Origin of the sequence: Sphaerospermopsis sp. FACHB-1094, assembly GCF_014696195.1 — a bacterium.
Classification (GTDB): domain Bacteria; phylum Cyanobacteriota; class Cyanobacteriia; order Cyanobacteriales; family Nostocaceae; genus Sphaerospermopsis; species Sphaerospermopsis kisseleviana.
The window spans coordinates 1-26,694 of record NZ_JACJPT010000072.1 but is presented as its reverse complement, the minus strand read 5'-3'; the positions used below and the strand labels follow the sequence as shown (position 1 = coordinate 26,694).

At 36.6% G+C, this 26,694-nt stretch carries 23 protein-coding genes, 3 pseudogenes and 1 CRISPR repeat array; of the genes and pseudogenes, 10 read left to right on the top strand and 16 right to left on the bottom strand.

The annotated features are described in order from the left end of the window. Window positions 1-507 precede the first annotated feature (507 nt). Together H6F47_RS19080 and H6F47_RS19075 are read right to left on the bottom strand one after the other, a co-directional pair. The gene (locus H6F47_RS19080) at window positions 508-1,656 is read right to left on the bottom strand and encodes an alanine--glyoxylate aminotransferase family protein (protein ID WP_190650511.1); all 1,149 of its coding nucleotides are present in this window, start codon (window positions 1,654-1,656) and stop codon (window positions 508-510) included. 52 nt (window positions 1,657-1,708) lie between these two features. Next, the gene (locus H6F47_RS19075) at window positions 1,709-1,855 is read right to left on the bottom strand and encodes a hypothetical protein (protein WP_190650509.1); all 147 of its coding nucleotides are present in this window, start codon (window positions 1,853-1,855) and stop codon (window positions 1,709-1,711) included. On the opposite strand from H6F47_RS19075, the gene H6F47_RS19070 reads away from it, so the two are divergent. Further along, window positions 1,854-2,009 (top strand): hypothetical protein, encoded by a 156-nt coding sequence (locus H6F47_RS19070; protein WP_190650507.1) that lies wholly within the window; start codon window positions 1,854-1,856, stop codon window positions 2,007-2,009. The genes H6F47_RS19075 and H6F47_RS19070 overlap by 2 nt on opposite strands. An 8-nt stretch (window positions 2,010-2,017) precedes the next feature. On the opposite strand, the gene H6F47_RS19065 is transcribed toward H6F47_RS19070, so the two are convergent. Then, a complete protein-coding gene (locus tag H6F47_RS19065) occupies window positions 2,018-3,091 on the bottom strand; it encodes a glycosyltransferase family 4 protein (protein WP_190650505.1) in 1,074 nt (357 codons plus the stop codon). 362 nt (window positions 3,092-3,453) lie between these two features. On the opposite strand from H6F47_RS19065, the pseudogene H6F47_RS19060 reads away from it, so the two are divergent. Continuing rightward, a pseudogene (locus tag H6F47_RS19060) lies at window positions 3,454-4,431 on the top strand (ABC transporter permease subunit). 171 nt (window positions 4,432-4,602) lie between these two features. Here the strand turns inward: H6F47_RS19060 and cas3 are convergent. Next, complete coding sequence (cas3, locus tag H6F47_RS19055; RefSeq protein ID WP_190650503.1) at window positions 4,603-6,669, bottom strand: CRISPR-associated helicase Cas3'; 2,067 nt, start codon at window positions 6,667-6,669, stop codon at window positions 4,603-4,605. A 38-nt stretch (window positions 6,670-6,707) separates the two neighbouring features. On the opposite strand from cas3, the gene cas5c reads away from it, so the two are divergent. From cas5c to cas7c, 3 genes are all read left to right on the top strand, one after another. After that, window positions 6,708-7,370 carry a type I-C CRISPR-associated protein Cas5c gene (cas5c, locus tag H6F47_RS19050; RefSeq protein ID WP_190650501.1) on the top strand — a complete coding sequence of 221 codons (663 nt, stop codon included), beginning with the start codon at window positions 6,708-6,710 and terminating at the stop codon, window positions 7,368-7,370. A 54-nt stretch (window positions 7,371-7,424) separates the two neighbouring features. Further along, the gene (locus H6F47_RS19045; protein WP_190650499.1) at window positions 7,425-9,092 is read left to right on the top strand and encodes a type I-C CRISPR-associated protein Cas8c/Csd1; all 1,668 of its coding nucleotides are present in this window, start codon (window positions 7,425-7,427) and stop codon (window positions 9,090-9,092) included. Window positions 9,093-9,276: 184 nt separating this feature from the next. Continuing rightward, a complete protein-coding gene (cas7c, locus tag H6F47_RS19040) occupies window positions 9,277-10,155 on the top strand; it encodes a type I-C CRISPR-associated protein Cas7/Csd2 (RefSeq protein WP_190346911.1) in 879 nt (292 codons plus the stop codon). Window positions 10,156-10,383: 228 nt separating this feature from the next. Then, window positions 10,384-11,154: a CRISPR direct-repeat array (repeat unit 37 nt; unit sequence GTGACAATTACTAATTAAGGTAATTGAGGATTGAAAC). Window positions 11,155-11,203: 49 nt separating this feature from the next. Here the strand turns inward: cas7c and hypB are convergent. From hypB to H6F47_RS18985, 11 genes and pseudogenes are all read right to left on the bottom strand, one after another. After that, complete coding sequence (gene hypB, locus H6F47_RS19035; protein WP_190650497.1) at window positions 11,204-12,049, bottom strand: hydrogenase nickel incorporation protein HypB; 846 nt, start codon at window positions 12,047-12,049, stop codon at window positions 11,204-11,206. Continuing rightward, entirely contained in the window at window positions 12,040-12,381 is a 342-nt protein-coding gene (gene hypA / locus H6F47_RS19030) for a hydrogenase maturation nickel metallochaperone HypA (RefSeq protein ID WP_187038658.1), read from the bottom strand. The genes hypB and hypA overlap by 10 nt, the downstream gene beginning before the upstream one ends. 68 nt (window positions 12,382-12,449) lie before the next feature. Next, complete coding sequence (gene hypE / locus H6F47_RS19025) at window positions 12,450-13,553, bottom strand: hydrogenase expression/formation protein HypE (protein ID WP_190650514.1); 1,104 nt, start codon at window positions 13,551-13,553, stop codon at window positions 12,450-12,452. Between the two features lie 130 nt (window positions 13,554-13,683). Beyond that, window positions 13,684-13,899 (bottom strand): 4-oxalocrotonate tautomerase family protein, encoded by a 216-nt coding sequence (locus H6F47_RS19020; RefSeq protein ID WP_096570868.1) that lies wholly within the window; start codon window positions 13,897-13,899, stop codon window positions 13,684-13,686. Window positions 13,900-14,004: 105 nt separating this feature from the next. Continuing rightward, entirely contained in the window at window positions 14,005-15,156 is a 1,152-nt protein-coding gene (hypD, locus tag H6F47_RS19015; RefSeq protein ID WP_190650494.1) for a hydrogenase formation protein HypD, read from the bottom strand. A 51-nt stretch (window positions 15,157-15,207) separates the two neighbouring features. Then, window positions 15,208-15,456, bottom strand: coding sequence for a HypC/HybG/HupF family hydrogenase formation chaperone (locus H6F47_RS19010; RefSeq protein ID WP_096570872.1), 249 nt, complete (start codon window positions 15,454-15,456; stop codon window positions 15,208-15,210). A 136-nt stretch (window positions 15,457-15,592) separates the two neighbouring features. Continuing rightward, a complete protein-coding gene (hypF, locus tag H6F47_RS19005; RefSeq protein WP_190650492.1) occupies window positions 15,593-17,935 on the bottom strand; it encodes a carbamoyltransferase HypF in 2,343 nt (780 codons plus the stop codon). A gap of 37 nt (window positions 17,936-17,972) precedes the next feature. Then, the gene (locus tag H6F47_RS19000; protein ID WP_190650490.1) at window positions 17,973-19,112 is read right to left on the bottom strand and encodes a hypothetical protein; all 1,140 of its coding nucleotides are present in this window, start codon (window positions 19,110-19,112) and stop codon (window positions 17,973-17,975) included. Between the two features lie 309 nt (window positions 19,113-19,421). Beyond that, window positions 19,422-19,832 (bottom strand): hypothetical protein, encoded by a 411-nt coding sequence (locus tag H6F47_RS18995; protein ID WP_190650488.1) that lies wholly within the window; start codon window positions 19,830-19,832, stop codon window positions 19,422-19,424. Window positions 19,833-20,169: 337 nt separating this feature from the next. Next, window positions 20,170-20,679: pseudogene (locus tag H6F47_RS18990) on the bottom strand (nickel-dependent hydrogenase large subunit); the annotation flags it as partial. A 98-nt stretch (window positions 20,680-20,777) separates the two neighbouring features. Next, a complete protein-coding gene (locus H6F47_RS18985) occupies window positions 20,778-21,740 on the bottom strand; it encodes a hydrogenase small subunit (protein WP_096570878.1) in 963 nt (320 codons plus the stop codon). A 616-nt stretch (window positions 21,741-22,356) separates the two neighbouring features. On the opposite strand from H6F47_RS18985, the gene H6F47_RS18980 reads away from it, so the two are divergent. From H6F47_RS18980 to H6F47_RS18960, 4 genes are all read left to right on the top strand, one after another. Then, complete coding sequence (locus H6F47_RS18980; protein ID WP_190650486.1) at window positions 22,357-23,337, top strand: hypothetical protein; 981 nt, start codon at window positions 22,357-22,359, stop codon at window positions 23,335-23,337. Between the two features lie 300 nt (window positions 23,338-23,637). Further along, window positions 23,638-23,898 (top strand): hypothetical protein, encoded by a 261-nt coding sequence (locus tag H6F47_RS18970; RefSeq protein WP_096570883.1) that lies wholly within the window; start codon window positions 23,638-23,640, stop codon window positions 23,896-23,898. 55 nt (window positions 23,899-23,953) lie between these two features. Further along, on the top strand, window positions 23,954-24,178 hold the full coding sequence (locus H6F47_RS18965) for a hypothetical protein (protein ID WP_096570885.1): 225 nt from the start codon (window positions 23,954-23,956) through the stop codon (window positions 24,176-24,178). Between the two features lie 107 nt (window positions 24,179-24,285). Then, complete coding sequence (locus H6F47_RS18960; RefSeq protein WP_096570887.1) at window positions 24,286-25,092, top strand: NifU family protein; 807 nt, start codon at window positions 24,286-24,288, stop codon at window positions 25,090-25,092. Between the two features lie 497 nt (window positions 25,093-25,589). On the opposite strand, the gene H6F47_RS18955 is transcribed toward H6F47_RS18960, so the two are convergent. Next, the gene (locus H6F47_RS18955) at window positions 25,590-25,778 is read right to left on the bottom strand and encodes a hypothetical protein (RefSeq protein WP_236103982.1); all 189 of its coding nucleotides are present in this window, start codon (window positions 25,776-25,778) and stop codon (window positions 25,590-25,592) included. A 168-nt stretch (window positions 25,779-25,946) separates the two neighbouring features. Here H6F47_RS18955 and H6F47_RS18950 point away from each other — a divergent pair. After that, window positions 25,947-26,694: pseudogene (locus H6F47_RS18950) on the top strand (AAA family ATPase); the annotation flags it as partial.

Below are 26,694 nucleotides of genomic sequence, written 5' to 3'. Positions count from 1 at the left end.
AGTAACTATCTCTAGCCCTGATGATTACGTCAAGTCTGGCTGAAATGAGAACATCCTCAAAGCCATACACAGACTGCCTTTTTAATTTTCGGACAGGTCTATTAAATCAGATGTGATATGACTCCAGTCGATCGCATCTGCTCAATTATTTGACTTATTTGATATCCTCCCTACTCTATCAGGGTAGGGATTCTGGGATCAAAAAGTTTTTCCTCTTTGCATCCTTCCTTGGATCTTAATGTGAAAAAATCATGATCTTGGCGGGCAAAATGCCCACCTTAAACACCCTACTTAGGGGTTGCTGAGAAAGTCTTTCCGTGAGGGCATAGGAGTCAGGAGTCAGGAGTCAGGAGTCAGGAGGAGATTTGAAAATTTCTTTGCCATCTCTTGAAATCCCCAAAAATGCACACTTTTTCCGGTATACCCTTCAAAACCCTTGCACTAATTTCTGTGTTTATCAGCCTCTAACCTTTGATATATCAAGGTTTTAGGTTTATTCAGCAAACCCTACTTACCCAAAACCTGCTCCAAAGCCTCAACCAACCGATCCACATTTTCAGGACGACTATTAAAACCCATCAAACCCACACGCCAAACTTTACCCGCTAACTCTCCCAAACCACCACCAACTTCAATATTATGCTCAAGTAATAACTGCTTTGCTACGGCTTTTCCATCCACTCCATCAGGAATACAAACAGTAGTTAAAGTTGGTAAACGATATTCCTTAGCAACGTGCATTTTTAAACCGATACTTTCCAAACTTTCCCACAAATATTCAACATTTTTTTGATGCCGTTGCCAACAATTTGTTAAACTTTCTTCCGCTACTAAACGCAAAGCTTCCCGCAAACCATAATATAAATTAATCGGTGCTGTATGATGATATATGCGTTCATTACCCCAATATTTTCCTAACAACAACATATCTAAATACCAGTTGGCCACCTTAGTCTCCCGTTTCTGCAACTTTTCCATTGCACGGGGACTCATAGTAAAAGGAGATGCACCAGGAGAACAACCTAAACCTTTTTGACTGCAACTATAAGCTAAGTCCACACCCCACTCATCTAAGAAAATAGGAACACCACCCAAGCTGGTGACAGTATCCACTAATAACAAAGTTCCATATTTGTGACACAACTCCGCCACATCTTCTAAAGGTTGACGTGCGCCGGTGGAGGTTTCTGCATGAACTAATGCTAAAATTGCCGGTTTGTGAGTTTCTAACGCTGTTTTAATTTCATCTACAGAAAATACCTGTCCCCAAGGTTTCGTAATAGTGCGTACATCTGCGCCATATCTTCCCGCCATATCTACCAAACGATTACCGAAGTAACCAGCAACACCAATTAAAACCACATCTCCCGGTTCTACAGTGTTAGCTAGGGTTGCTTCCATCGCTGCTGTACCCGTACCACTCACGGCGATAGTGTGGGGGTTTTCCGTTTGCCAAACGTAGCGTAGCAAAGATTGAATCTCATCCATTAAGGCTAAAAATGCCGGATCTAAATGCCCTAAAGGTGTGGTATTCATAGCTTGCAATACCGCAGGATGGGCGTTAGATGGACCAGGACCTAGTAATAAACGGTTGGGAACTTCTAAAGGTGAAAGTTGTAACTTTTGACTGTCGTTGATAGAAATTGTCGATGTCATAATTTATTTGAGGCTAAGAGGCTAAATAGTTATTACAGCTATCAAGCCAATTTTACTCCTGACTCCTGACTCCTTGATCTCCTGCAACTTCAAGATTATCTATTATTCGTGGGAAGATGCGATCGCCTCCGGCGCTGCGCTCCGCGCAATCGCTCTTAATTCTTAAAGTGGATATAACTAGCTGTAGTTGAAGCCTCATGAGCCAAAAACGTTCTAGCTTAAAACCATTACAAAGGAAAAATCACACACTCAGGCGCAGATTAAACTTGAAAGGAGAAATAGCCTTAGCCCTAGCCCCAACCGCAATTGTACTGTTAGTAATGGCTTTTGTGGAAACTCTCACCCAACAATGACAATGAACTTAATGAACTAAAGTAGTCCGAAAATGTCCATTTTCTTGAGCAAATTTCTCTTTGAGAATTTGTTTATAAACCGCTTCATAACCATCAGTCATTTGTTTGACACTAAAATGGTTTTCTACATATCGCCTACAAGCATAACGGTTTAATCTTTCTATTTGCTCAATAGCCTCAATACACTCCTGAATATTATTGCACAAAAAACCCGTTTCCCTATCAGCAATTACTTCGGGAGTTGAACCCATTCGCATCGCAATTACTGGTGTACCCGATGCCATTGATTCTACCATTACCAAACCAAATGGTTCTCTCCAAGTAATAGGAAATAAAGTGGCATAAGCAGAACCCATGATAGTATTTTTTTCTGCGTGGTTAGCTTCACCTAAATATTGAATTTGCTTACCATCAATCTGGGGTTTAATTTCCTGCTCAAAATATTCTATATCCACTCTATCTATCTTACCGGCTATTTTCAACTGCCAACCAGTTTTTTTGGCAATTTGAATTGCTAAATGTGTGCCTTTTTCTGGCGATATTCTGCCAACGAATGCTAAATATGGTGGATCTACAGGTTGAGGATAAAACTCATAACTACTCACATCAATTCCATTGTACACTGTTGATATATAATTTAACCCTAACCTGGGTTCTCTTTGGGCATCAGAAATACTCACATAAGGCTGTTTTTTGGCATATTTAAAGATTTTTTCGTTGTCAGGTGTAAAAATACCATGCAAAGTATGAACTGTGGGAGTTTCTACCAACTTTGTGTATGCTAAAGGTGTGTGTCCTGCATGAGAATGAATAATATCAAATTCTGCGGATTGCTCATAAACTGAAGCTAGATTTAGCAACTCATAAATACTGTAATCTTTGACGGTATTATCCAATCTTAAAGCCCGCGGATGAACTGATACTAACTTAGCCAGAGTCAGAGAATCTCCTGATGCAAATAATGTTACTTCATGTCCTCTTTTGACTAATTCATCTGTTAACAAACCCACGACTAATTCTATTCCACCATAAGCTGGAGGTGGTACTCTCTCCCACAGTGGAGCAACCTGGGCAATTCTCATTATTAACCCCCTAACAATTAAGAATTTACTTGAAAATCACTGACAAAAAAACTGGTAAATATTAACCTAATACTGTTACTCGCTTCACAATTTTATGCTGGATATTTGATATCTTTTGTCTATCTTAGGTAGGGATATTTTCCTCTACTTTAGAGGTAAATTAGTAATTTTAAGGAATCAGAATTTCCAGGAGTCAGGATGTTTTTCATTATAAATGATGAATTATCAATTATCAATTATCAATTATCAATTATCAATTATCAATTTTTATCACAGGTTATTTTCCGAATGCTTCGCCCCTACGACTCCTGACTCCTGACGATGATATAATCTCATACAATAATTAAGCACTAAATATCAACATGAATATCCCTCACCCAAGTAAAAAAAAGTCTATGACATGGCAGGTAGTTTTTTCCATATTGGTATTTGTGTTTATGTACCTGCCTATCCTGGTACTAGGCTTTTATAGCTTTAACCAGTCACCTTACAGCGCAAGTTGGCAAGGATTCACTCTAGAATGGTATCAAAAACTGTTCACAGATGCTCGCATTTTATCAGCTGTAAAAAACAGTTTACTAGTAGCCTGTAGTGCAGTTGCTGTTTCCGCAGTCTTGGGAACTATGATGGCTGTAGGGTTGGCACGTTATAATTTTCCTGGGAAAACATTGTATCGTGGTATATCGTATTTACCATTATTAATTCCTGATATTGCGATCGCAGTTTCTACCCTTGTTTGTTTAGCTGCTTTTGCCATACCTTTAAGCATCTGGACAATTGTAGCTGCACATATAGTTTTTTGCCTAGCCTACATCGGTTTAGTAGTATCATCCCGACTTAATAACCTCGATCCCCACCTAGAAGAAGCTGCACTAGACTTAGGTGCAACCCCTATTCAAGCTTTTATAAAAGTTGTCTTACCCCAATTAATGCCTGGTATTATATCTGGTTGCTTACTAGCTTTCGTCCTCAGTTTAGATGACTTTCTCATCTCCAGTTTTACAGCAGGTAGCGGTTCTAATACCCTACCAATGGAAATATTTAGCCGCATCAGAACTGGAGTCAAACCAGATATTAATGCCCTTAGCATCATGTTAATTTGTATTACCGCTACTGTGGCAATTATTGCAGAATTAATTCGTGCTTCTGGAGAGAAACAAAACCAAAAATAATTATTAGGACTAATATTTCCTTATTTAAAGAATATTTGCGATCGCGAAATCAATCCTGAACTTGGTAAAATCGCTGGTACAACTGGGGAAACATGGCAAAGTTACCCCCTAGCGTTGACACAGTTGATTATTAGACATCTCCGAAAAAGATGTAGGGACAATTCATGAATTGTCACTAGGAATGGGTTTCAGGTTACGCATATTAATTTTCGGACAGGTCTATTACCTATCATATGCTCAAAGCAACGCAGATTCATCAGTAGAGGGGATTGGGGACTGGGAAGATGGGAGCAAATTTTTTACCTATTCCCTATTCCTTATCCCCACAAAAAGACTTTTTCAACCAACCCTAATTCCCGTTTCTTGGTAATCTCCCATCCAAACATCTATTTTACCAACTTGAGTATAATTTGTATATTGATCATTCTTAGGAATATTCACAGTAAATTTTTGTAATCTACGCCAATCTGTTTCTGTAATATATTCTTTATTTTCCATTTCTACAATTAATTCTTCACTGTCTCCCCATTTAACTACTACCGCTATTTGATGTTCATTATCAATTACTTTCACCGCTTTAGCAACTTCCGGGAAATCATACTTTTCTCTTAATTTTTGAATATCCACACCTCCATCATGATTCTGATTCAATAAATCACTAAAGTAAATCTTTATCAAAGATAAAATATCATCATTTATATCATATTTTTCTAATATTTTTTTAGTAATACTTATTCCGTCTTTATATCCCGGTGGGTTGGAAGATGACATATTAAAAATGATTACATTACCTTGATCTTGCTTTCCTTCTCTGTTACATCTTCCTGCTGCTTGAATGATAGAATCTAAAGGTGCAAGTTGACGGTATACTATGGGAAAATCCACATCAACACCAGCTTCAACTACTTGGGTACTAATTAAAAAACAAGGTTGTTCAGCTTTTAATAATTTTCGCACTTTGTCCAAAACTTGAGAACGATGATCAGGACACATCATAGAACTAAGATGAAAACAATGATCGGGAAATTTGGCAGATAATATTTCATATCCTTCCCTGGCTAATTTTTTGGTATTAACAATAATTAAGCCTTGATTTAATTTAGATGATTTAATGCTATCAACTAAATTTTTCCATTCCCAAATATCAGCAATATATTGATAATTAACACGGTTAAGTTGTTGAAATATTCTGCTGGTTTCAGTTTCAGGAATAATATCAACAACATCTGTTAAATCATCTTCATCAAGGTTGTGAAATGCTGGTTGGGTAGCACTCATTAAAACTATTGTACATCCCCAATCTGTGACTAATGTATTCAAAACATCTAATATTGGCCGGACTAAATCACTAGGTATAGATTGAGATTCATCTAATAGGATAACTTTATTAATTAAACCTTGTAATTTTCGGCATTTAGTAGGATGATTAGCAAATAAACTTTCATAAAATTGCACTCCACTGGTGACAATTACGGGTTTATCCCATCTATCAGTATTCAATTTATAATCTTTAACTTCTGCTAATTTTGGTTCATATCCTGAATGATGTTCTAATACTGCATTTTCTCCAAATAATTGCCGATAAACAGCAGCAGTTTGTTCAATAATACTTTTTAATGGTCCGACATAAACTATTCCTGACATTTGATGTTTTTGATTGTGCAAATAAGCAAATCTCGCACTAGCAATGGTTTTACCAATTCCACAGGGTCCAGTTAATCTAAAAATTCCTTTGGGTAATTCACTTTTGTTGATACAATGTTGGGCAAAGACATTTCTAGCTTCACTAATTGCATTTCCTGATTGTGGAAACAAGGAATGAAGATTGAAACTCATTTTGTTATATGCAGAAAGCTCCAAATCTTGTACATATATGGAGCTTTCACCTTTATTTTCAATATTTTCAAATTTGCGAGCGTCTAATCTGTCATTATCAACTAAGACAGAAAATAACATTCTAACGGCAAATTCTCGCCGCAATTTAGGTAAATTAATATCTGGTAATTCTTGCGGTATAAAATCAGCTATTTCCTGTCTAGCTATTGCTAAACATTCCTCTAAACCTGCTGCTAACTGTTTATACTCACTACCTCTTAATCTCAACCTTTCTGATAAACCAGAATGATGGCCAGCGATGATATAAGCTATTGCGGGCGGTTCTTTTTTAGACATTTGTAAAGCTAAAACAGCACCGTGGGGAGAATGTACAACCTGCTTACCGTTATTTTGTAAGTATTCCTGCCATTTTTGCTGATATTTACCCAAATCATGCCATAAACCAGCATACTTGGCTACAGCTTGGAATTGTTGCGGTACAGCACTTGCAGACATTTCCGCAACATTCTGTAAATGTGCTGCTAGTAGTTGTTCTTTACAATTTGTAGTAATTCTTGCTAAGTATTTCATTTGTAGTTATAATTGATGAAAAATTTTAAGTCTAGTTTATGCAGTTAAAGTTATGGGGTGAATGGGCATTATTCACAAGGCCGGAGTTTAAAGCTGAACCGCACAGTTACAGGGTAATTCCCTTTACTGCGGCTGTAGGTGTATTAGAGTCTATTTTCTGGAAACCAGAGATTAAATACAAGATTAATCACATCACGGTACTAAAGCCAATTAATACATTTACCATCCAGCGTAACATGGTGCAGTCCAAACAAAACTATAAAAATGCTAAAGATTGGATGAGAAATGATGGTATAGGGAGTTACACTGCTGTGGGCGATCGCGCTCAGAGAAATCATGTCATATTGCATGATGTGGCCTATATCGTGGATTTTAATTTTGATTTACAAACAGAGGAAGATTTATCTAATAAATATGCAGCACAAATAAAGCGGAGAATTGAAAAAGGGCAATGTTTTAAACAACCCTATTTTGGCTGTCGAGAATATATAGCCCATTTTTGTGTTCCTTCAGAAGAAGATCAAGCAGCACCAGAGTTAAAAGGGGAAATAGATTTAGGTTTAATGCCTAAAAAAATGCACTTTATACCTGATCAAAAAGGTACAGTTTCTTGGCGTACTGCTCAAGGTTTTGTCAAAGGAAATGTAGTTACAGAATTTGCTCACTTTATAATGCGAGATGGGTTAGTGAGTTATCTTTAAGATCCCAAACTTCTTAAAGAAGTCCGGGATCTGTATCCTGATGAGGAAATATTTATGTTGCAAGAATTAAATCAATTAGGAATTGCTTTAGAACAGGATAGTCAACTCACATCCATAGGATTTAGTGAATGTCTGTGTCATTGGCAAATTAATTTACCTTTAGGTAGTTTTCAAGTTTTAGAAACAGCAGCAACCAAAGGTAAACCGAAATTTGGCAGAAAAATATTAGTACCAGATTTGCGGCGTAATGGTGATGAACCATTATTAATTGATGATGGGGGAGAATATGTTTTTGGTGCTGGTGATCGAGGTGGAAAACGGCATCAAATGTATTTACAACTTCTGGAAAGATGTTTACAAGAAACTAACCACGAAGCAGTTAAAGCAGTTTATGAATTTATCACAAATACAACTGTAGAACAAATCACAACCAAGTTAACAGAAATTTATCCACCAGCAGCTAATACAGCAGCTAATACAGATTGGTATCGGGATAGATTTGTGTTTCTATTTGAAGGTAAACAAATCACCAAAATTCCCATAGTTCAAAAATGGTGGGTTAACTATTATGCCAGTAAACAAGATACCGTTAATGGTGTTTGTTTATTAACAGGTGAACAGACTCTAATTATGAAGCAAAAAATGCCCATGATGGTTAAAGGTGTTCCTGGTGCTGCTACTTCTGGTGCTGCTATTAGTAGTTTTCAAGAAGATGCTTATAAGTCTCACGGATGGTATAGAAATATTAACGCTCCCATAGGTTTTGAAAGTGCTGTGAGATATCATAAGGCATTAGATTTTTTACTTAATAGTGACACAAATCGTTATAAATTAGGAGAGCAGGTTTTTGTTTATTGGGGAGAAGAAGACGGGGAAGGTATTAATCCCGAAATATGGGAAAATCCAGCTTTTGAATCTATCTTTGCTAGTCCCCATAGTCCGAAAAAATTTAATTTGGAGGATATTAAATCTAGTAAATTTTATTTAGCCATTCTCAAAGGTAATAAAGGGAGAATTTCCGTTAGTGGTTGGAGTGAAGTTACTACCCACAAAATCAAAGATTCTATTGGGCAATTTATCCAATGTCAGCAAGTTAATGATTTGTCACCTAGTCCTATGTGGATGTTATGTAATAGTGCTTTTTTTAATCCTAGTAAAGAACATACAGACAGAATAGCAACAGCATTAATTAAAGCCGCTTTTTTAGGTGAAGCATTACCGGATGAATATGCTTACAGAATCATTGATAGGATATGTAGTGAAAAGGTGTTTCATGACTTTCCATCTAAATCTAAACAATCTCGATATTTTCCCAGACTGCAAGGTTTATTACTTTATTTAGCCACAAACAATATGAAATATCCCACAGGCGATCCAAAATTTGATACTGCTTACACTTTAGGCAGAATTGCATTTTTAATGCACCAATCACAAGTTAAAGCTCAAAATATGAGTGAAGATAATACTAATGTTATGCGTAGTTTAAAGACTTTATCTTCTACACCGACTCAAGTTTTTGCTCGGCTTTGTCATGGTTGTACTCATTATCATATAGAAAGTGATAATAGTAAATACATCAAAAAGTTACTAGCTGAAGAATTTGAAAACTTTGATATTTCCATATTGCCAGAAGTGCTAGATTTAAAATCTCAGGCTTTGTTTTTTCAAGGTTGGTGGCAAAAAAGAGCCGAGTTTTTTAAAAGTAAGGAAAAATCTGAGTAGGTTGGGTTGAACGAAGTGAAACCCAACAAATAATTTTCAATGTTAACCTCTCTTCAAACCGCTCTCCTACTAAGAGAAAGGCTTTAAAAACCAGTTTTTATCTAATTCTTGTCCCCCTTCCCTCGTAGGGAAGAAGCTAGGGGTTAGGTCTTCAAACTATCAACAAATCACAAGGAAAAAAATCATGACTGCACATTTAGACCCTACTAAAAAACACGATGCAATTTTATTATTTGATTGTTTGGATGGTAATCCCAATGGTGATCCCGATGCCGGAAATCAACCAAGAATTGACCCTCAAACTAATCAAGGTTTAGTCACAGATGCCTGTTTAAAACGCAAGGTAAGAAACTATGTAGACATGGTTGGTAAGAATGAACAAACACCAGAAAAATATAAAATATTTGTGGAAGAAGGAAGCGTATTAAATGAAAAAATCAGTCGCGCTTATACTGCTGTAGATTTACCACAAAAAGAAGGAACACCAGAAGATCAATTAAAGGTTGCTAAGTGGATGCAGCAGAATTATTATGATTTAAGAATGTTTGGGGCGGTACTTTCTACTGGTTTAAAAGCTGGCCAGGTTTGGGGACCTGTACAAATTAGTTTTTCTCGTAGTATTGATCCGGTTTTTCCCCAATCTGTGAGTATTACTCGTTGTGCTGCAACAGAAGAAAAAGAAAAAAAAGATGGTGTAAAAAAAGATAATAAAACTATGGGCAGAAAAGAGGTTTTACCCTATGGTTTATATAGGTCTTATGTTTTTTATAATCCCCATTTGGCGGAAAAATCTGGTTGTGTGAATGAACGGGATTTAGCTTTATTTTGGCAAGCTTTGATTAATGCTTGGGAGTTTGATCGTTCTTCAGCACGGGGTTTTATGGCTTGTCGTGGTTTGTATGTTTTTACTCATGCCAGTAAATATGGTAATGCTCCCGTTCATGAGTTATTTGATAAACTGCAAATTAAGTCTAATGTTGATGTACCCCGCAGTTTTGCTGATTATCAGGTTGACTTGGATGAGGTGTTACCTGATGGTGTGACTTTGACAAAGTTGGTTTGAAAATGCGCGGATGGGTGGGTGTTAAGTCGGAGTGATTATGACTAAGCTGGAAACTCTTACACTGTCTAGTTTTTATCCGTTGGGTGTTCTCAACCACCCGCGCACCTTACGCTGTAAGGGTTTCGGCGTTTTTCGCTCTTGTGCTATTCTCTGGGATCGGGTATTATTTTGGCATCCGCGCAAATCGTTGTGGAAATGTCCTATTTCTAAGGGTTTGCGCGATCGGCAGTGACAATTACTAATTAAGGTAATTGAGGATTGAAACGATAAATTAGGAACTAAAAAATATGCCTAGAGCCGTGTGACAATTACTAATTAAGGTAATTGAGGATTGAAACATCTATCCCCTGATCAATTAGCAATTGCTTGTAATGTGACAATTACTAATTAAGGTAATTGAGGATTGAAACCTAGACAAACACAACTTTATTCTTAGAACAGGTACACGGTGACAATTACTAATTAAGGTAATTGAGGATTGAAACTCAATTTCATAGCCTTTTTCTGCCATACGGGCTAGTGACAATTACTAATTAAGGTAATTGAGGATTGAAACTTGTTTCTACTAGCGATAATTATGATATTCTCGCAAGTGACAATTACTAATTAAGGTAATTGAGGATTGAAACTTACCTGCACCGCATCCAGCAACTGCTACAGGCATAGTGACAATTACTAATTAAGGTAATTGAGGATTGAAACTTATTTTATTAACTAAATCCCAAGTATTGCGGGATGTGACAATTACTAATTAAGGTAATTGAGGATTGAAACTGTATAGTCTAGCTGCTGCTGATACTGCTGCTAACGGAACGTGACAATTACTAATTAAGGTAATTGAGGATTGAAACAAAAATACTATGCACAAGTACACAATGGTTAACTAGTAGTGACAATTACTAATTAAGGTAATTGAGGATTGAAACCCCCTTATTTTCTGACTCCAGAACAGCAAAAAGTAGGTGACAATTACTAATTAAGGTAATTGAGGATTGAAACATTAAGGATTGAAACTAAACTAAAAGATAATGATTTTCACAACAAGAAATTACACAGTAATTGCAGATTGACATGACAAAAACCCATACCACTCATCTAAACCCACACCAGTAATAGCAGAAACCTGAAAAATTTGTATTTTTGGGTTTACCTGTTTTGCATATTCAATACATTTTTCTACATCAAACTGCAAATAGGGTAACAAATCAATTTTTGTAATAATCATAATGTCACTAGCGCGGAAAATATGAGGGTATTTAATTGGTTTATCCTCTCCTTCCGTCACCGACAAAATTACAACCTTAGCCTGTTCACCTAAATCAAATAAAGCCGGACAAACTAAATTACCCACATTTTCAATCATCACCACAGAATTTAATGGGGGGTTAAGTTCCTGTAAACCCTTTTCTATCATCGAAGCATCTAAATGACAGCCTGTTCCGGTGTTAATTTGCACCACTTTACAGCCTGTAGATTTAATTCTTTCTGCATCATTAGTAGTTTCCTGATCACCTTCAATGACGCTGATGTTTAACTTCTCTTTTAAATCATTAATAGTACGAGTTAATAAAGTAGTTTTACCAGCACCAGGAGAACTCATTAAATTTAAAGCCAGGATATTTCTACCTTTAAACCAGCCTCGATTTTGAGCAGCTAATAAATTATTTTTACCTAAAATTTCCTGCTCTAAAGAGATAGTAGTATTATGAATTTTAGCGTGAACATTTGCAGGTGATTCATGGTGATGATGTTGATGATCATGATGATGATGTTCATGATCATGGGAATGGGTAATTACAGTTCCATCGGGTAAAGTGTGAGTATGAGAATGTTGATTTTCCATGTTTGTAATAGTTGTATTGTTATCATCAGAACAGCCGCAGGTTACACACATAATTCTTCTACCTCAATTTCTTTAATGTTTAATTCTTGACCGGTTATTAAATCTAATTCTACACTACCACAGTCACAAATTCCAAAGGGTTTATCTACATAAAATGTATTACCACATTGGCGACATCTTGCCATGCCCGGTATTTCTAATATTTCTAATATTGCCCCTTCGACTATTGTACCTTGGGCGCAAATATCAAAGCAAAATTTGATGGCATCGGGCATAATGGCGGATAGTTTGCCTATTTCTAATAAAACTCTTTGGACTTTTTTATTTTGGGCGTTTTCGCTAACGATAGCGATGATGTTTTGAGTTATTCCTAGTTCGTGCATTTTGAGGTGACTGGGGACTGGGGACTGGGGACTGGGAAGAAATTAACCAATAACTAAATAACTAATGACTAACATATTCTAGGAAGTTGATCACCTACTAGCATATCTACTATTCTTTCTGCACCAAATGCTGTTTTTAATAATACTATTCCTGGGGGTTGGGGGAGAATTTCACCAATAATTGCTGCTTGTTTTCCGGCTGGGTGATTTTGTATTGTTGATAATATTAACTCGGCTTTTTCTTTGGGTGCAATTATAACTAATTTGCCTTCGTTGGCTAAATATAAAGGATCTAAACCTAAAATTTCACACATTCCATTTACTTCTTCTCGTACAGGAATGGCTTTTTCATTAATACTAATTCCCACATTTGCAGTTTGGGCAAATTCATTTAATACTGTGGCTAAACCTCCTCTGGTTGCATCTCTCATAGCTTTAATTCCTGGGCAAACATTAATAATTTCGGCGACTAATTCATGTAATGGTTGACAGTCACTTTCTATATCTGTTTCTAATGCTAATTCTCCCCTAGCAATTAAAATGGCAGCACCATGATTTCCTATTTCGCCGTTAATAATTACCACATCACCGGGTTGAATATTGCGGGGAGAAATATCAATTCCTGAAGGAATAATACCAATACCCGCAGTATTTATAAAGAGTTTATCAGCACAACCACGATGGACGACTTTAGTATCTCCCGTAACTATTTGTACCCCTGCTTTTTGGGCGGCATTTTGCATACTAAAAACAACTTTTCTTAAAGTTTCTAACTCCAAACCCTCCTCTAAAATCATACTACAAGTAAGATATAAAGGTTTCGCACCACTCACAGCTAAATCATTAATAGTACCATTAACCGCCAACTCCCCAATATTTGAACCAGGGAAAAACAACGGATCAACCACATAGGAATCAGTAGTAAAAGCTAACCTATTTCCTAATAGAGAAAGTTGAGATAAATCAAAACTCGCTTGATCTTCCAACTGTGATAAAATCGGATTATCAAAACTACTAACAAACACATCATTAATCAAATCTCTCATAGCCTTACCACCACTACCATGAGATAAATTAATGTGAGTATCTTTCACCTTATTAGCACGACGGCGCACCTGTTCAATTTTTTGAAATAACGGATTTTTAACTTCTTGATTATTGTAAACTTCCATATTAAACATCTTCATCTTATAAACTTCTTAACTTAAAAATTTTTCTTTTCTTCCTTTGTGTACTTTGCGTACTTTGCGGTTAGAAAAAAATGAATTGGTGCGTTACGATAACGCCAACGCACCCTACAAATTACCTCCCAGTTTCTTCATGTCTTCCAGCGTGTTTATCAGAGTGTAAAACACCACCAACCGCCCAGTTATCCCGTTCAAATTCATCAATGTGAACAGTGATCCATTCCGGTTTTGTCCCCAAAGCCGAAACTAAAGCATCTGTGACAGCTTGCGCTAGTTTCCGCTTCTTTTCTATAGAGTGTCCTTTGGCAATTTGCACAGTTACAAATGGCATAATAATTTACCTTTAATCTACAACTTATAAGATCCCCGACTTCTTTTTTATATTCTCTATAAATGAATACATTTATTAAAATAAATCAGGAACTTATGTGAGGTTTTAACTGACATTTGCCACTACTTTATTTTGCTGGTTGGCTTTTTTCTCCATTGTTGTCAGTCTGCCATATTTATAATAGGCTGCACAAGCACCTTCAGAAGAAACCATACAAGCACCAATAGGATTTTCTGGTGTACAAGCTGTGCCAAATACTTTACATTCCCAAGGTTTCAAAACTCCTTTGAGAATGTCACCACATTTACAGGCTTTATGATCGGGAACTGTTAAATTAGGAATAGCAAATTTAACTTCGGCATCAAATTGGGCGTATTCTTCCCTTATTTGAAAACCAGAATTGGGTATTTCTCCTAAACCACGCCATGCAAATTTTTCACGGGCTGTAAAAACTTGATTCATGGCTGTTAATGCGTTTTTATTTCCTGCTTTTTCAACTAAGCGATTATATTGATTTTCAACTTCACAGCGATTTTCTACTATTTGTTTTAATAACATCCAAATAGATTGAAAAATGTCTAATGGTTCAAAGCCAGAAACAACGATGGGTTTATGATATTTTTGGGCAATAAATTCATAGGGTTCTGTTCCTATGACCATACTTACATGACCTGGACCAACAAAACCATCAAGTTGTAAATCTGGATTTTCTAATAATGCTTGTAATGCGGGAATTACTAATACATGATTAGAAAATAAACTAAAGTTGGTAATATTTTCTGCTGCTGCTTGGAGAACGGTAAAAGCGGTACTGGGGGCGGTGGTTTCAAACCCTAAACCGAAGAAAACTATTTCTTTTTCGGGGTTTTCTTTGGCAATTTTTAAGCTATCCCAGGGTGAATAAACCATACGGATATCTGCGCCTTGGGCTTTTGCTTGTAAAAGGCTGGTTTTTGAACCGGGTACGCGCATGGCATCGCCAAAAGTTGTTAAGATGATGTGAGGATTTTGGGAGAGGGCGATCGCATCATCTATTCTACCTTTAGGCATCACACAAACTGGACAACCAGGTCCATGAATTAGTTCAATATTATTGGGTAATATTTCTTCGATGCCGTATTTAAAGATAGAATGGGTATGTCCGCCACATACTTCCATGATTTTTAAATGTTTGTCTATTTGGCGGCTGAGTTTTTCTATTTCTTTTTGTAAGGCTTGGGCTTTTTCTGGGTTACGAAATTCGTCTACATATTTCATATTTTTATTTCTCACGCAAAGGCGCAAAGACGCAAAGGAAGAAAAGAGTTTTTAGGTGTATGCTTGGGATATTTCTTGCAGAAGTTTTAATGTTTCTGCTGCTTCTTGTTCGTTTATTCTGTTCATGGCAAAACCAACGTGAACAAGTACCCAGTCGCCTATACATTTTTCTGGTGGGTGTTGTTCATCGACTATACAAGCTATGTTTATTTGACGTTTGACTCCGCCGACATTTACCATTGCTAGTTTATGTTCTGGGTTGGTTATTTCTACAATTTGTCCGGGTATTCCTAAACACATTTTTTTATTTTCCTTTTTTATAAGAACCGCAGAGGCGCAGAGAACGCAGAGGTTTTAATTTAGAATGAGATAAAAATCAAATTATTGAATTTCTATCTTTTTCTCTTTTTAACTGTCACCTGTCACCTGTCACCTGTCACCTCATACATCTAGCAGCAGCTATAACAGCTTGTCCTAATGATAAACCGCCGTCGTTTGCAGGTACTATACTATGGGTAAAAACTTCTATTCCTAGTTTTTGTAAGTGTTTGGTTGTTTGTTCTAAAAGTATCCGGTTCTGAAATACTCCTCCTGTTAATGCTACTTGATTAATTTTGTGTTCTTGGGTTAGTTGTTTAACTATTTCTGTGATGACAATAGCTAAACTTATGTGAAATTTTGCAGCTATTTCTGATGGTGAAATTTGCTGCTTGAGGTCTTGTAATATCCCTTCCCACATCGGTGCAGGGTCTATATAATAAATTTTATCTAATTTTTCAAATTTAAAGGGATAATTTATAGTTTCTTTATCATTGTTTAATATGTTAACATTAACTGTTGCCTCCATTTCTATGGCTGCCTGTCCTTCATAGCTGCATTCTTCGCGACAAATACCTATAGCTGCTGCTACTGCATCAAATAACCGCCCAACTGATGATGCTAAGGGTGTGTTAATATCTTTTTCTATCATTTGGTTCAGTAATTTTAATGGTTTTTGTTCTATAAATTTGATAATTTCTAAATCAGCATATTGTTGTTTAATTTCTTCCCAATTAAATGCACTATTTAAATGGGCGTAGGTATTTCGCCAAGGTTGATAAATTGCCTGTTCTCCTCCTATCATGGCGACAGGTTTAAATGTGGCTATTCTCTGAAATTTCTGATAGTCAGCTAATAAAAATTCCCCTCCCCATAATGTCCCATCTTCCCCATATCCTAACCCATCAAAGGCTATTCCTAAGATTGGTTTTGCATCCAATGGTATTTTATTTTCTACCATGCAAGCTGCTATATGGGCGTGATGATGTTGAATTTCTATTAATTTAATTTCGTTACTTGATGCTAATTCTTTTCCCAGTTTAGATGATAAATATTCTGGATGTTTATCAATAGCAATTATTTCTGGTTTATGTTCAAATAAATTCAGATATAAATTCAATGTTTCTTGATAAGCATTAAAAGCAGCAGCGTTTTCTAAATCTCCTAAATGTTGGGATAAAATCGCCTCACCTTCTCTTAATAAACAAAAGGTATTTTTTAACTCGCTACCCATTGCTAAAATAGGTGCTACTTTCTCAAAACCAAATGGTAAAATAATTGGTGCTGGTGCATATCCCCGCGCACGTCTGAGAGTTTGTATTTTATCATCAATAACCCTCACAACTGAATCATCAACCCGGTTAACAATATCCCGGTTATGTAATAAAAAATAATCTGCTATTTTCCCTAACTTCTCTTTAGCATCTTCATTATTTATACATTGTGGTTCATCAGAAATATTACCGCTAGTCAAAACTATAGGGCGGTTCATTCTTCTGAGAATTAAATGATGTAAAGGCGTATAAGGTAACATAAAACCCAAAGTATTTTGTCCTTGTGCAACTGATATAGCTACCTGTTTTTCAGGTTTAATATTTAATAAAACAATAGGTGCAGCAGGACTGGTTAATAAAGTTTTTTCTAAATCAGAAATATAACAATATTCAGATATAATATTGATATCCCTAGCCATCAAAGCAAAAGGTTTATGATAACGTCTTTTCCGTTCCCTTAACTTTTTAACAGCCGTTTCTTGAGTTGCATCACAAGCTAAATGAAAACCCCCTAAACCCTTAATAGCGACAATTTCCCCCTTTTGTAATAAAGTACAAACCGCATCCACATCATCCAACATCGAGAACATATCAGCGATGACAGGTTGACCATCAGCACGTTCTAACCAAGCACTTGGACCACACTTAAAACACGCCACAGGTTGGGCATGAAAACGCCTATTTTCCACATCTTCATATTCTGTGTTACAGTCTCCACACATCGGAAACTTAACCATACTCGTATGATTTCTATCATAAGGAATAGCCCGAATAATAGTTAACCTCGGACCGCAATGAGTACAATTTGTAAAAGGATAACGAAAATAACGACTAAAAGGGTCAAAAATTTCCTTTTGACATTGAGAACAAGTTGCTGCATCAGGGGAAATTTCAGTTTTCACCACAGTATTCACACTGTGAGAAATCACAAAATCATCAAAATCAAAATTACCCAAATATGGACTTCTAATTAACTTATTAATTTTAGCCAAGGGCGGACATTCGTGATATAATTTATCTACAAACTCAGTAATTTTCTCCTCACTACCAGCAACCCGAATTAAAACCCCTTCCCCATCATTACAAACATCACCCTTCAAACCACAAAATTTCGCCAACCGATAAACAGTAGGACGAAAACCCACACCTTGAACAGTACCCTTAACCCTAATTTCTTCTCTTATCATCTTTGCGCCTTTGCGTCTTTGCGTGAGATTAATAAAATTAAAAAATCAAAACCCGATTATTCCCAGAGTCAGAAACTACCATATTTTCCCCACAAACCTTAATTCCGTAACACCAATTTAAACTTTCCCTAGTTGGTAAACCAAAATCCTTATTTTCACTCTTACTTGTAAAACTATCCTGTCCCAATATTCCATCAGCATCTGCACCCTGTAACAAAAAAATACTTTCCCTTTTCTTCCATCCTAACAAACGAGAATTAGCAGTATCAGCAACTATTAACCAATCTTCCCAAATATCTATCCCATAAGGCATACTTAAACTACTACGACTAGGAAAATAAACACCTTGATTTAATTCCACAAAATTAAAATTTTTCTGACCCAAAACCACCGCACAAGAACTATTATTTTCTGTGGGTATTCCTTCCCAAATCATCACCCGATTATTACCCGCATCTGTCACCACCAAATTACCATTCCAAATCGTGATATCATGACACCAACGCATACTAGCAGCAGTGGGAGAACCGCCCCCGTTTTCATTACGAGAAATCATGTTTGGTTGTCCCAAAACTATATCCGCAGGTTGTCCATTTTCTGTAGGTAAACTATGCCAAATTAATAATCTTCTATTTCCAGTATCAGCAACAAATAATTGATTTTTATCACATAAAATCCCATAAGGCCAATGTAAAGTATTAGCTGCTGGTTGTTGACTGCCCCTGTTAGGTTCATTATCAATAAAATTACTTTGTCCTAATACTAAATCTGCGGGTTGATTATTTGCTTCTGGGAGATTATACCATATTAAAATTCTGTGATTCCAAGCATCAGCAACAGCTAAACCATTACCATATTTACAAATACCTGTAGGCACACTAAATGTATTTTTTCCTGGTGTACTTTTGGCGTTTTGTCCTTCACTAAAAAAATCGGTTTGTCCGATAATTAAATCTGCCGGTTGGTTATCTTTTGTGGGTAAATTTCGCCATCCTAATAACCGATGATGTCCTGTATCTGACACCCATAATGGTCCAGTTGGTGATAGTAAACAAGCTGCACGGGGTCCGAACATTGTTGAGGGTGTGGGTGCGAGGGGTATGGTTATTTGTTCGGGTTTGTTAGGGTTTCCTAAGATGATTTTTGCAGCTTGGGAAGTGAGGGGTATTGGGTTCATTATTATTTCACGCAGAGGCGCAAAGAGAAGGAGAAGTTTTGGGGTTTATTTATTTAAGAATATTTGATGATACTAAGATGTAGTTTTAATGGCAATTTAGTCTGCTGTTGTTGTTTGAGTGTAAAAACCCGTTTTGGGTTTATCCCATATTAGGTTTTAAGATGAACAAGACATAAATTAATTGATATTGTTACCATCGCTATTTGTGCAGTAACATAACGCACTAACATGGTATTTTGTCAAGATAATTTAGATGCGTTTCCCCCGGCGAGACATGATGATTTTGGTGTTGGGGCAGTCAGGAAAGCTTCAATTTAAATCATTACCTGTTGGTGGTGATAGATCCATTACTTCAGTAAACCGGGAATATTTCACCTCGCTAGTTGGGGGAAACTGTGCGGAAATAGCCATTAAACCGACTTTGATATCCTGATAAAAAATCACACCACCAATTCGTCCGCCTGCTTGGAATGGTCCGTGGAAAAATTGATGTCGGGGAATATGAATGAGTAGAGAATTGGTAATTTTGACGTTTTGACCAAATAGTTGTTGACAGGTTTTTTTGACAACTGCATCAATATATTGATTCTGGGCAGGTTGACCCAGGTTGATGAATTTGGGATGATCCGCAAAATGATCCATGTAATATGACCAGATTGTAGACAAATCTTTTTCTTCAGTGAGGATTTGCTTGAGTTCCTGCCATCGTTTGAAATTCATAATATGGGTAAATTGGATTATTCTTTGCCTACTAAAAATTTACCATAGTTATGCTCGCTAATCTAGAACACCAATTCATTAATCGTCAGGGTGAAGCATTCGGACAGAATATGAACTGGTTTCAGCGATAGTTTATCACCCGAATGCTTCGCCCCTAATAAGGTTAGGGAAAAATTAGGTAACGTCTGAGAACCCCAAATGACTTCTAGTAGGTAAAAATAAATGAACTTATTGTATATATGGGGTGGGTTTATCGGTTAAATTAAGGAAAAAACAGGGAATAATCAGACCTATCCTGAAAAATGCTTGCTATATCAGCAATTTCCTAATTTATCTCCATATAACTGCTGTGCGGCCATTGTCCACCTAATAAGGCGTAGATTTCTACAGGTTTAGCAGAAATTGTTACCCCAATCTCATAAGATTTACCTGTAAAAGCGGCAAAGCGACGACAAGCTTCATCATAAAAATGACTGCGGCGATAATTTTTATTGGTTAAATCAATGGCAAACAATCCATAAAAATAGCGAGGAATACTTTGGATTGTTTCCACAATTTGACCTAAATTTCTCGCCAAAATTGCATTTCTAGGAACTTCTGTTCCCCAAGCGGTATCTAATGCCCAAGAAGCTGAACTTAAATGAGAACCGCCACAAATTCCGCAAATTCTAGGGGTGACAATTAAACCGGCTTGGGGGTCTTTTCCGCGTAAAATTATTTCAAAACCGCGAAAAAGTTCTGCATGAGTCCAGGCATTTGTAACATATCCGTCTTCGATTTCTACACGGACATCTAAATCACCTTCGACTCTACCAACGGGAGCAATATCTAATGTTTGAATTGGCATAATTTTGATGATTGGTGATTGGTGATTGGTGATTGGTGATTGGTGATTGGTGATTAGTGATTGGTGATGGGGAAAAACTCTTACCCAGTCCCTAATCCCTAAACCAAGAAAAAGTCTTCATCAGCCCATTTTGGTGCTGCATCTTTAGCAACAACTGTGAGAACTGCGTAATCTTTTTGGTTGACTCCGGGCGGTATTTCTTTGGGAACACCCATAATTGTTTGAGTTTTAAATACTGTTCCTGGTTTGAGATCATGGAAGGGAAATTCTGGTTCTGTGCAACCAATACAAGGCATTCCGGCGCGGGTTTTTGATGATACGCGATTCCAAAGAATGCGGTTACAGGAAGAACGGGTCATGGGACCACGACACCCTAAGTCATAAAAGAGACAGCCTTTACGTTGTCCAAATTCTGCGGTTGTGGCTTTGTAAGCAAAGTGAATGTTACGAGTACAACCAGTTTGGGTAAAGGTGTTAAAGAAGGTTTGGGGACGGTGTAGGTCGTCTAGGGTAATATCGCTGATGCGTCCGGTAGCTATGGCGACTAATATCTGGGTTATCCAGTCAGGATGGGCGGGACATCCGGGTATATTTATTACAGGTAAACCGGCTTTGCTGACAAAATCTTTACCTAAAAAACCACCTTTGTCCCGTTTCAGAAATTGTAAACCCTCAGATTCGCTGGGGTTGGGTGACATTGCAGGAATACCGCCCCAAGTGGCACAGTCGCCAATGGCTACAACAAAGTTAGCAGCTTGGGCTAATTCGTTTAACCATTCTTTCATCGGACGATCTGCAAAACGATTCCATTCTCCTGTACCATTGGGGGCGTTAACTACGCTGCCTTCAAATACCAAAATATCTAGGGGAGTTTTACCTAAGACACATTCCCAAAGCAGGGTTTGTAAGTTTGCACCGAGTTCTAAACCCAGGGAAGGATGCCAAAGAATTTTAATGCCAAAGTCTGCTATTAAATCACAAGCTGTAGGTTCTTCGGCATTGAGAAATGACATGGTGTTACCTGAACAAGCACCACCTTGCAGCCAGAGTACATTTGTCATTGGCTATGATTTTTCTATTGTAGATGTGGAGAGATACACGGGATTATTTCACGGGATTATTCCGCAGTGTTGATGGGGAGATACGCAGGAATTTTAGCAACATTATCAATTTTTGAATTTCTACTACTGAGGATTTTTGTAGAGTCTCGCTGATTGATTATTATTGTTATTTTAACATAGGATTTCTGTCTGAATCAGAATTGACAGGATTTTTTGATTTACTCGATTTTGATTGATTGATGATACAGAAATCTATTCTCAAGTGATCAATTTATCTCTACAAAAATTAACATTAGTAATTTTACGCTAGATTTCTCTTAAATGAATCTTTTATAGTGAAAAATATTAATGTTATTACCCTTTCCTTGAATCTTAACAAAGGATAGGTACAAACACTTTATTTTCATGATTTAGTAGGGGTTTAGCACTGGTAAACCCTTCCAGGAATCAGGAGTCAGGAGTCAGAAGAACTTTTACAAAGTTGACTGCTGATAGTTGATAACTGATAGCTAATAGCTAATAGCTAATAGCTAATAGCTATTAAAAGGGGAATCTGTAAAAACTAAATAACTGCGTAAGTCGGCTTAGTTGATGACTCAATTACTATGGCCAATTTATGACTTCTAGTGTTACAGATTCTGCCGTAAAAGCGGCTATGGCGGCCATTTCTGATGAGTCAGCAACAGCAGAGGAAAAAATCCAAATGCTGATAGAAATGGCGCAGGGTTTTCTCAAAAAACCGAAAAATTCCCAAGATTTACGCAGTGGGTTAGGATTGTTTTATCGTGCTTATCAAATGTGTGGTGAAGATTATCCTTTACTGAAAGCACGGGCAAAAGTGGGAATGGCGGGTACTTTACAAATAATACCCGATTCTAATCCCCAATTATTAGTACAAGCTAAGGATAGTTACGAAGAAGCTTTACCTATTTTACAGCAGTTTGCTACACCAGAAGAAGTAGCAGAAGCGCAGATGAATTTGGGTTTAGTTTTACAGTCTTTAGTTCCCTATAATTTAGCGCGGATAACTGATAGTATCCAAGCTTATCATGAGGCTTTGCGGGTGTTTACTTGGCAAGAATACCCCCAAGAATATGCGATTTTATATAATAATATTGCGATCGCCTATCTTTCAATGCCCATGGCATCTGAACGGGAATATTTACGTCAAGGGTTAGCAGTACAATCTTTTGAAGTAGCACTTGAGCATATTAACATAATTGATCATCCCAGGGAATATGCCATGTTGCAAAATAATTTAGGTAATGCTTTGCAATATTTAATTAGTTCCCATCCCATTGACAATAATTTGCGGGCTGTTGCAGCTTACGATGAAGCTTTAAAAGTGCGTAATTCTAGAGATACACCCTTGGAATATGCTAACACAATTTCTAACAAAGCTAACGTTCTTTTTAACTTGCCAGACAACCCCGAAAAACCAGAATTAGGGAATCCTAAAAACCTGCTACAAGCCAAATTCTACTATCAAGAAGCTTGGCAAATATTTACAGCACATCAAGAAATTGAGAAAGCGGAAATAGTAGCCCAAGCAATCCAAGATTTGGAAGCAGAAATACTAGCAGTTTCCTTAAATTAAATATCAGGAGTCAGTAGGGGCAAAGCATTCGGAAAATACCCTTGGACAAAAATTGATACTTGATTGCCCGAATGCTGATGCTGCCAGCACGCTTCGCGAACGCCCGTAAAGGAGTCAGGATTCAGAATATTTACTTGCATCAAAAATGGAGAAAAGCAAGTATTTTCATCAGGTTTCATTAATCAGGTTTCATTAATCAGGTTTCATTAATCAGGCTTCAATATCAAATCAAACAAACTGATGAATCTGATGAATCCTGAAAAATGACTATTAACTTGTCAACAAATAGGAGAAAAAACAATGTTTGATTTTATCAACAACCCAGAATTTAGAGATTTTCTTTATAGTTTAAATACCAACCTCAATTTTACCACTGCATTAGCTTGGTTAGCCATTGCCGTAATTTTATCAATGGTAGGTGGTGCAATTGGAGGTATGATATTAGCAGGTAAAGATTTAGGCTACAAATTTTCAGCCACCATTGGTAGTTTATTTGCCCCTGCTGGCGTAATTCCCACCCTCATTTTAGGGTTATTAATTTTAAATTTGTTAGGCAACTAATAGGCAACTAATAGGCAACTAATAGGTAACTAATACGTAACTAATAGGAGGATATATGTTAGAATTAGGCTGGTTTTCTTTGAGATTATTTCTCAAGGGTAAATTATTTCGTGATCCACTATATTTTCTGCGTCAAACAATAATCGCTAGTGGTATTGGTACACTATTATTAATTTTATTAGCACAGCTATCAATTCCCCTTTGTATTCCTATTACTGTAACTAGTTTAGTTACAGGTGTCATGATGCCTTTTCTACTGAAAGATTTTCGCATGAAATGATGCAGTTACAATTATAAAACTTATCAATCCCTACAGATTTATCTGGGGGATTGTTTTATGATTGAACGCAGATAAACGCAGATAAACGCAGATAAACGCATATTTTTATGGATAATTTAAATGAATTAATAGCAGATATTCAAAGATTTGAAGCAATTATTTCTGACTGGGATGAAAGTCAAAGATGTGTGGCCGTTGCTTTAAAAAGTGCGGTTGAAGCTTTACATAAAGCAGCTTTAACGAACTTGATTAAAAGTTTGAAAAAGGATAATTTAGCCGCTTTAAGCAATGCGGTAAATGATGATATTGTTTATGCGGTTTTATTGTATCACAATTTGGTAAAACTGCCATTATCAGAACGGATAAAAACAGCATTAGCGGAAATTCGCCCTAGTTTACAAAGCCATAATGGGGATGTGGAATTAGTTGCTATTAAACCACCGGATACAGTTGAAGTTAAGTTAATTGGTAGTTGTAGTAATTGTGCCAGTTCTACTTTGACTTTAACTCAGTTAGTAGAACAAACTATTAAAAACCATTGTCCAGAAATTACCAAAATTGTAGCTGTTAATAATACTCCTAATTCTACAATTGCTACTATTCCCACAAATTCCTATTGGGTAAGAGTTACGAATGTTAATGAACTTCCTGAAAATCAAATATTAGGAGTTAGAATTGAAAATCATAACTTGATTTTATACAAACAAGATAATAAGGTACACTGTTATGGTAATGCCTGTTCTCATTTAGGTTTTCCCTTGGATAAAGGTAAAGTTAAAAATGGTATTATCACCTGTGCATCCCATCAATTTGAATACGATTTAAATACAGGCAAATGTTTAACAGTACCGGATATTTCTCTACAAAGTTATCAAGTGCAAGTTAAAGGTGATAAAGTGTATGTCCAGGTTTAAAGTTTGAGAAGCAGGTAAAATAGTTGGGAATGAACTGATTTGAGCATCAACAACGACTGCGCGGGCTTAAGATTGAGCCAAATGTCCAGCTAACATAACTGAGAGTGTTTCATTCTCCCAGATCAAGTTTTTAGCAGAAATACTTTGTAATATGTTGTAGGGGCGAAGCATTTGGGCGATAATTTAACGGAAAAATCAGACATCTAGATATCCCAAATGCTTCTCCCTACCCCCATAAATAGGTTCCATAATTTCTTTTCTGGAGATGTCTATTTAGCTGGGGCTAATTTAAAAGACTTTCATATTCATAGTTAAGGAAGCACAAAAAAATGGATTTTAAGCGATCGCACTTAAACCAAAACTAGCGATCGCTTCCCTCCCTGTAGACATCGCACTACATCATAAAAATTCATTAAATAAGTTATCGAATGGTTCTGTATTTTTGCAGCGATAGGTGTTAAAATCTCGATAATCAACTGACAAAATTCGTCCATGACCTAATGTTTATTAATTCCTCCACTACTAACAACCACCTCAATGACTAAATCAGGATGTTTTCTATTTGCTGCCAATTCATAAGATTCATCACCTTCTTTTTTAACCTTTTCCAATTCATTTTCCAAGGTGACAGAACTAGTAGGAGTAAAATCTAACTCCAAAAATTCTAAATAAATAAGGCTTTGCAAAACTGGTTTGAGAAAACCCAACCCGCACCCCCTAATTTTGATCCAGATTAAGCTAAATGGGAATATTTAAAGGAGAAACATAACCTGTGAAAGTCTTGCTTGATACCAATATAATTTATAATTATAAATAGTGTAAACTTAAAGAGTTCACCTATTACCAAAATCATGATCAATCGCTGGTTTAATATTGCAGTTCCTTGTAATCCTAAAAAAAACTATACACTCTCAACCACCAGTCGTTTACCTGACTTATCAACTTTAATTGAACAAGAAAGTTATTTTGTCCTTCATGCACCACGACAAACAGGGAAAACCACCGCCATGTTATCCCTAGCAAAACAACTTACCGACACTGGAAATTATGCCGCAGTCATGGTATCTGTAGAAGTAGGCAGTGCATTTAATCATGATCCTACCACCGCAGAATTAAGGCTTTTTTATCAGCTTGGGCAACATCTTTAAACCGCCCTTTAGTATTATTGATAGATGAAATTGATTCTTTACAAGATCAAACATTAATTTCTATTTTACGACAATTAAGAGATGGTTTTCCTAACCGTCCAGAAAATTTTCCGTCATCAGTAGGTTTAATTGGTTTACGAGATGTGCGAGATTATAAAGTAGCATCGGGAGGTAGTGACAGATTAAATACATCTAGTCCTTTTAATATTAAAGTTGCTTCTCTGACTATGCGAAATTTTAATCTTACAGAAGTAGGAGAATTATATCAACAACATACAGAAGCAACTGGGCAAATTTTCACACCAGAAGCAATAGAAATAGCTTATGATTTAACACAAGGACAACCTTGGTTGGTGAATGCTTTAGCTAAAGAAATTGTAGAAAAAATGGTAAAAGATAGAAATATTACTATTACAAAAGAACATATTTTAACAGCCAAGGAAATATTAATTAA

What these genes read in the sequence shown, in the direction of transcription:
- hypE (WP_190650514.1), bottom strand. Translation starts at nt 13,553, where the DNA reads ATGGAAGTTTACAATAATCAAGAAGTTAAAAATCCGTTATTTCAAAAA.
- H6F47_RS18985 (WP_096570878.1), bottom strand. Translation starts at nt 21,740, where the DNA reads ATGACAAATGTACTCTGGCTGCAAGGTGGTGCTTGTTCAGGTAACACC.
- H6F47_RS19065 (WP_190650505.1), bottom strand. Translation starts at nt 3,091, where the DNA reads ATGAGAATTGCCCAGGTTGCTCCACTGTGGGAGAGAGTACCACCTCCA.
- hypA (WP_187038658.1), bottom strand. Translation starts at nt 12,381, where the DNA reads ATGCACGAACTAGGAATAACTCAAAACATCATCGCTATCGTTAGCGAA.
- H6F47_RS19010 (WP_096570872.1), bottom strand. Translation starts at nt 15,456, where the DNA reads ATGTGTTTAGGAATACCCGGACAAATTGTAGAAATAACCAACCCAGAA.
- cas5c (WP_190650501.1), top strand. Translation starts at nt 6,708, where the DNA reads ATGCAGTTAAAGTTATGGGGTGAATGGGCATTATTCACAAGGCCGGAG.
- cas7c (WP_190346911.1), top strand. Translation starts at nt 9,277, where the DNA reads ATGACTGCACATTTAGACCCTACTAAAAAACACGATGCAATTTTATTA.
- hypB (WP_190650497.1), bottom strand. Translation starts at nt 12,049, where the DNA reads ATGTGTGTAACCTGCGGCTGTTCTGATGATAACAATACAACTATTACA.
- hypD (WP_190650494.1), bottom strand. Translation starts at nt 15,156, where the DNA reads ATGAAATATGTAGACGAATTTCGTAACCCAGAAAAAGCCCAAGCCTTA.
- H6F47_RS18970 (WP_096570883.1), top strand. Translation starts at nt 23,638, where the DNA reads ATGTTTGATTTTATCAACAACCCAGAATTTAGAGATTTTCTTTATAGT.
- H6F47_RS18960 (WP_096570887.1), top strand. Translation starts at nt 24,286, where the DNA reads ATGGATAATTTAAATGAATTAATAGCAGATATTCAAAGATTTGAAGCA.
- hypF (WP_190650492.1), bottom strand. Translation starts at nt 17,935, where the DNA reads ATGATAAGAGAAGAAATTAGGGTTAAGGGTACTGTTCAAGGTGTGGGT.
- H6F47_RS19075 (WP_190650509.1), bottom strand. Translation starts at nt 1,855, where the DNA reads ATGAGGCTTCAACTACAGCTAGTTATATCCACTTTAAGAATTAAGAGC.
- H6F47_RS18995 (WP_190650488.1), bottom strand. Translation starts at nt 19,832, where the DNA reads ATGAATTTCAAACGATGGCAGGAACTCAAGCAAATCCTCACTGAAGAA.
- H6F47_RS19000 (WP_190650490.1), bottom strand. Translation starts at nt 19,112, where the DNA reads ATGAACCCAATACCCCTCACTTCCCAAGCTGCAAAAATCATCTTAGGA.
- H6F47_RS19045 (WP_190650499.1), top strand. Translation starts at nt 7,425, where the DNA reads ATGTTGCAAGAATTAAATCAATTAGGAATTGCTTTAGAACAGGATAGT.
- cas3 (WP_190650503.1), bottom strand. Translation starts at nt 6,669, where the DNA reads ATGAAATACTTAGCAAGAATTACTACAAATTGTAAAGAACAACTACTA.
- H6F47_RS19070 (WP_190650507.1), top strand. Translation starts at nt 1,854, where the DNA reads ATGAGCCAAAAACGTTCTAGCTTAAAACCATTACAAAGGAAAAATCAC.
- H6F47_RS19020 (WP_096570868.1), bottom strand. Translation starts at nt 13,899, where the DNA reads ATGCCATTTGTAACTGTGCAAATTGCCAAAGGACACTCTATAGAAAAG.
- H6F47_RS18980 (WP_190650486.1), top strand. Translation starts at nt 22,357, where the DNA reads ATGACTTCTAGTGTTACAGATTCTGCCGTAAAAGCGGCTATGGCGGCC.
- H6F47_RS19080 (WP_190650511.1), bottom strand. Translation starts at nt 1,656, where the DNA reads ATGACATCGACAATTTCTATCAACGACAGTCAAAAGTTACAACTTTCA.
- H6F47_RS18965 (WP_096570885.1), top strand. Translation starts at nt 23,954, where the DNA reads ATGTTAGAATTAGGCTGGTTTTCTTTGAGATTATTTCTCAAGGGTAAA.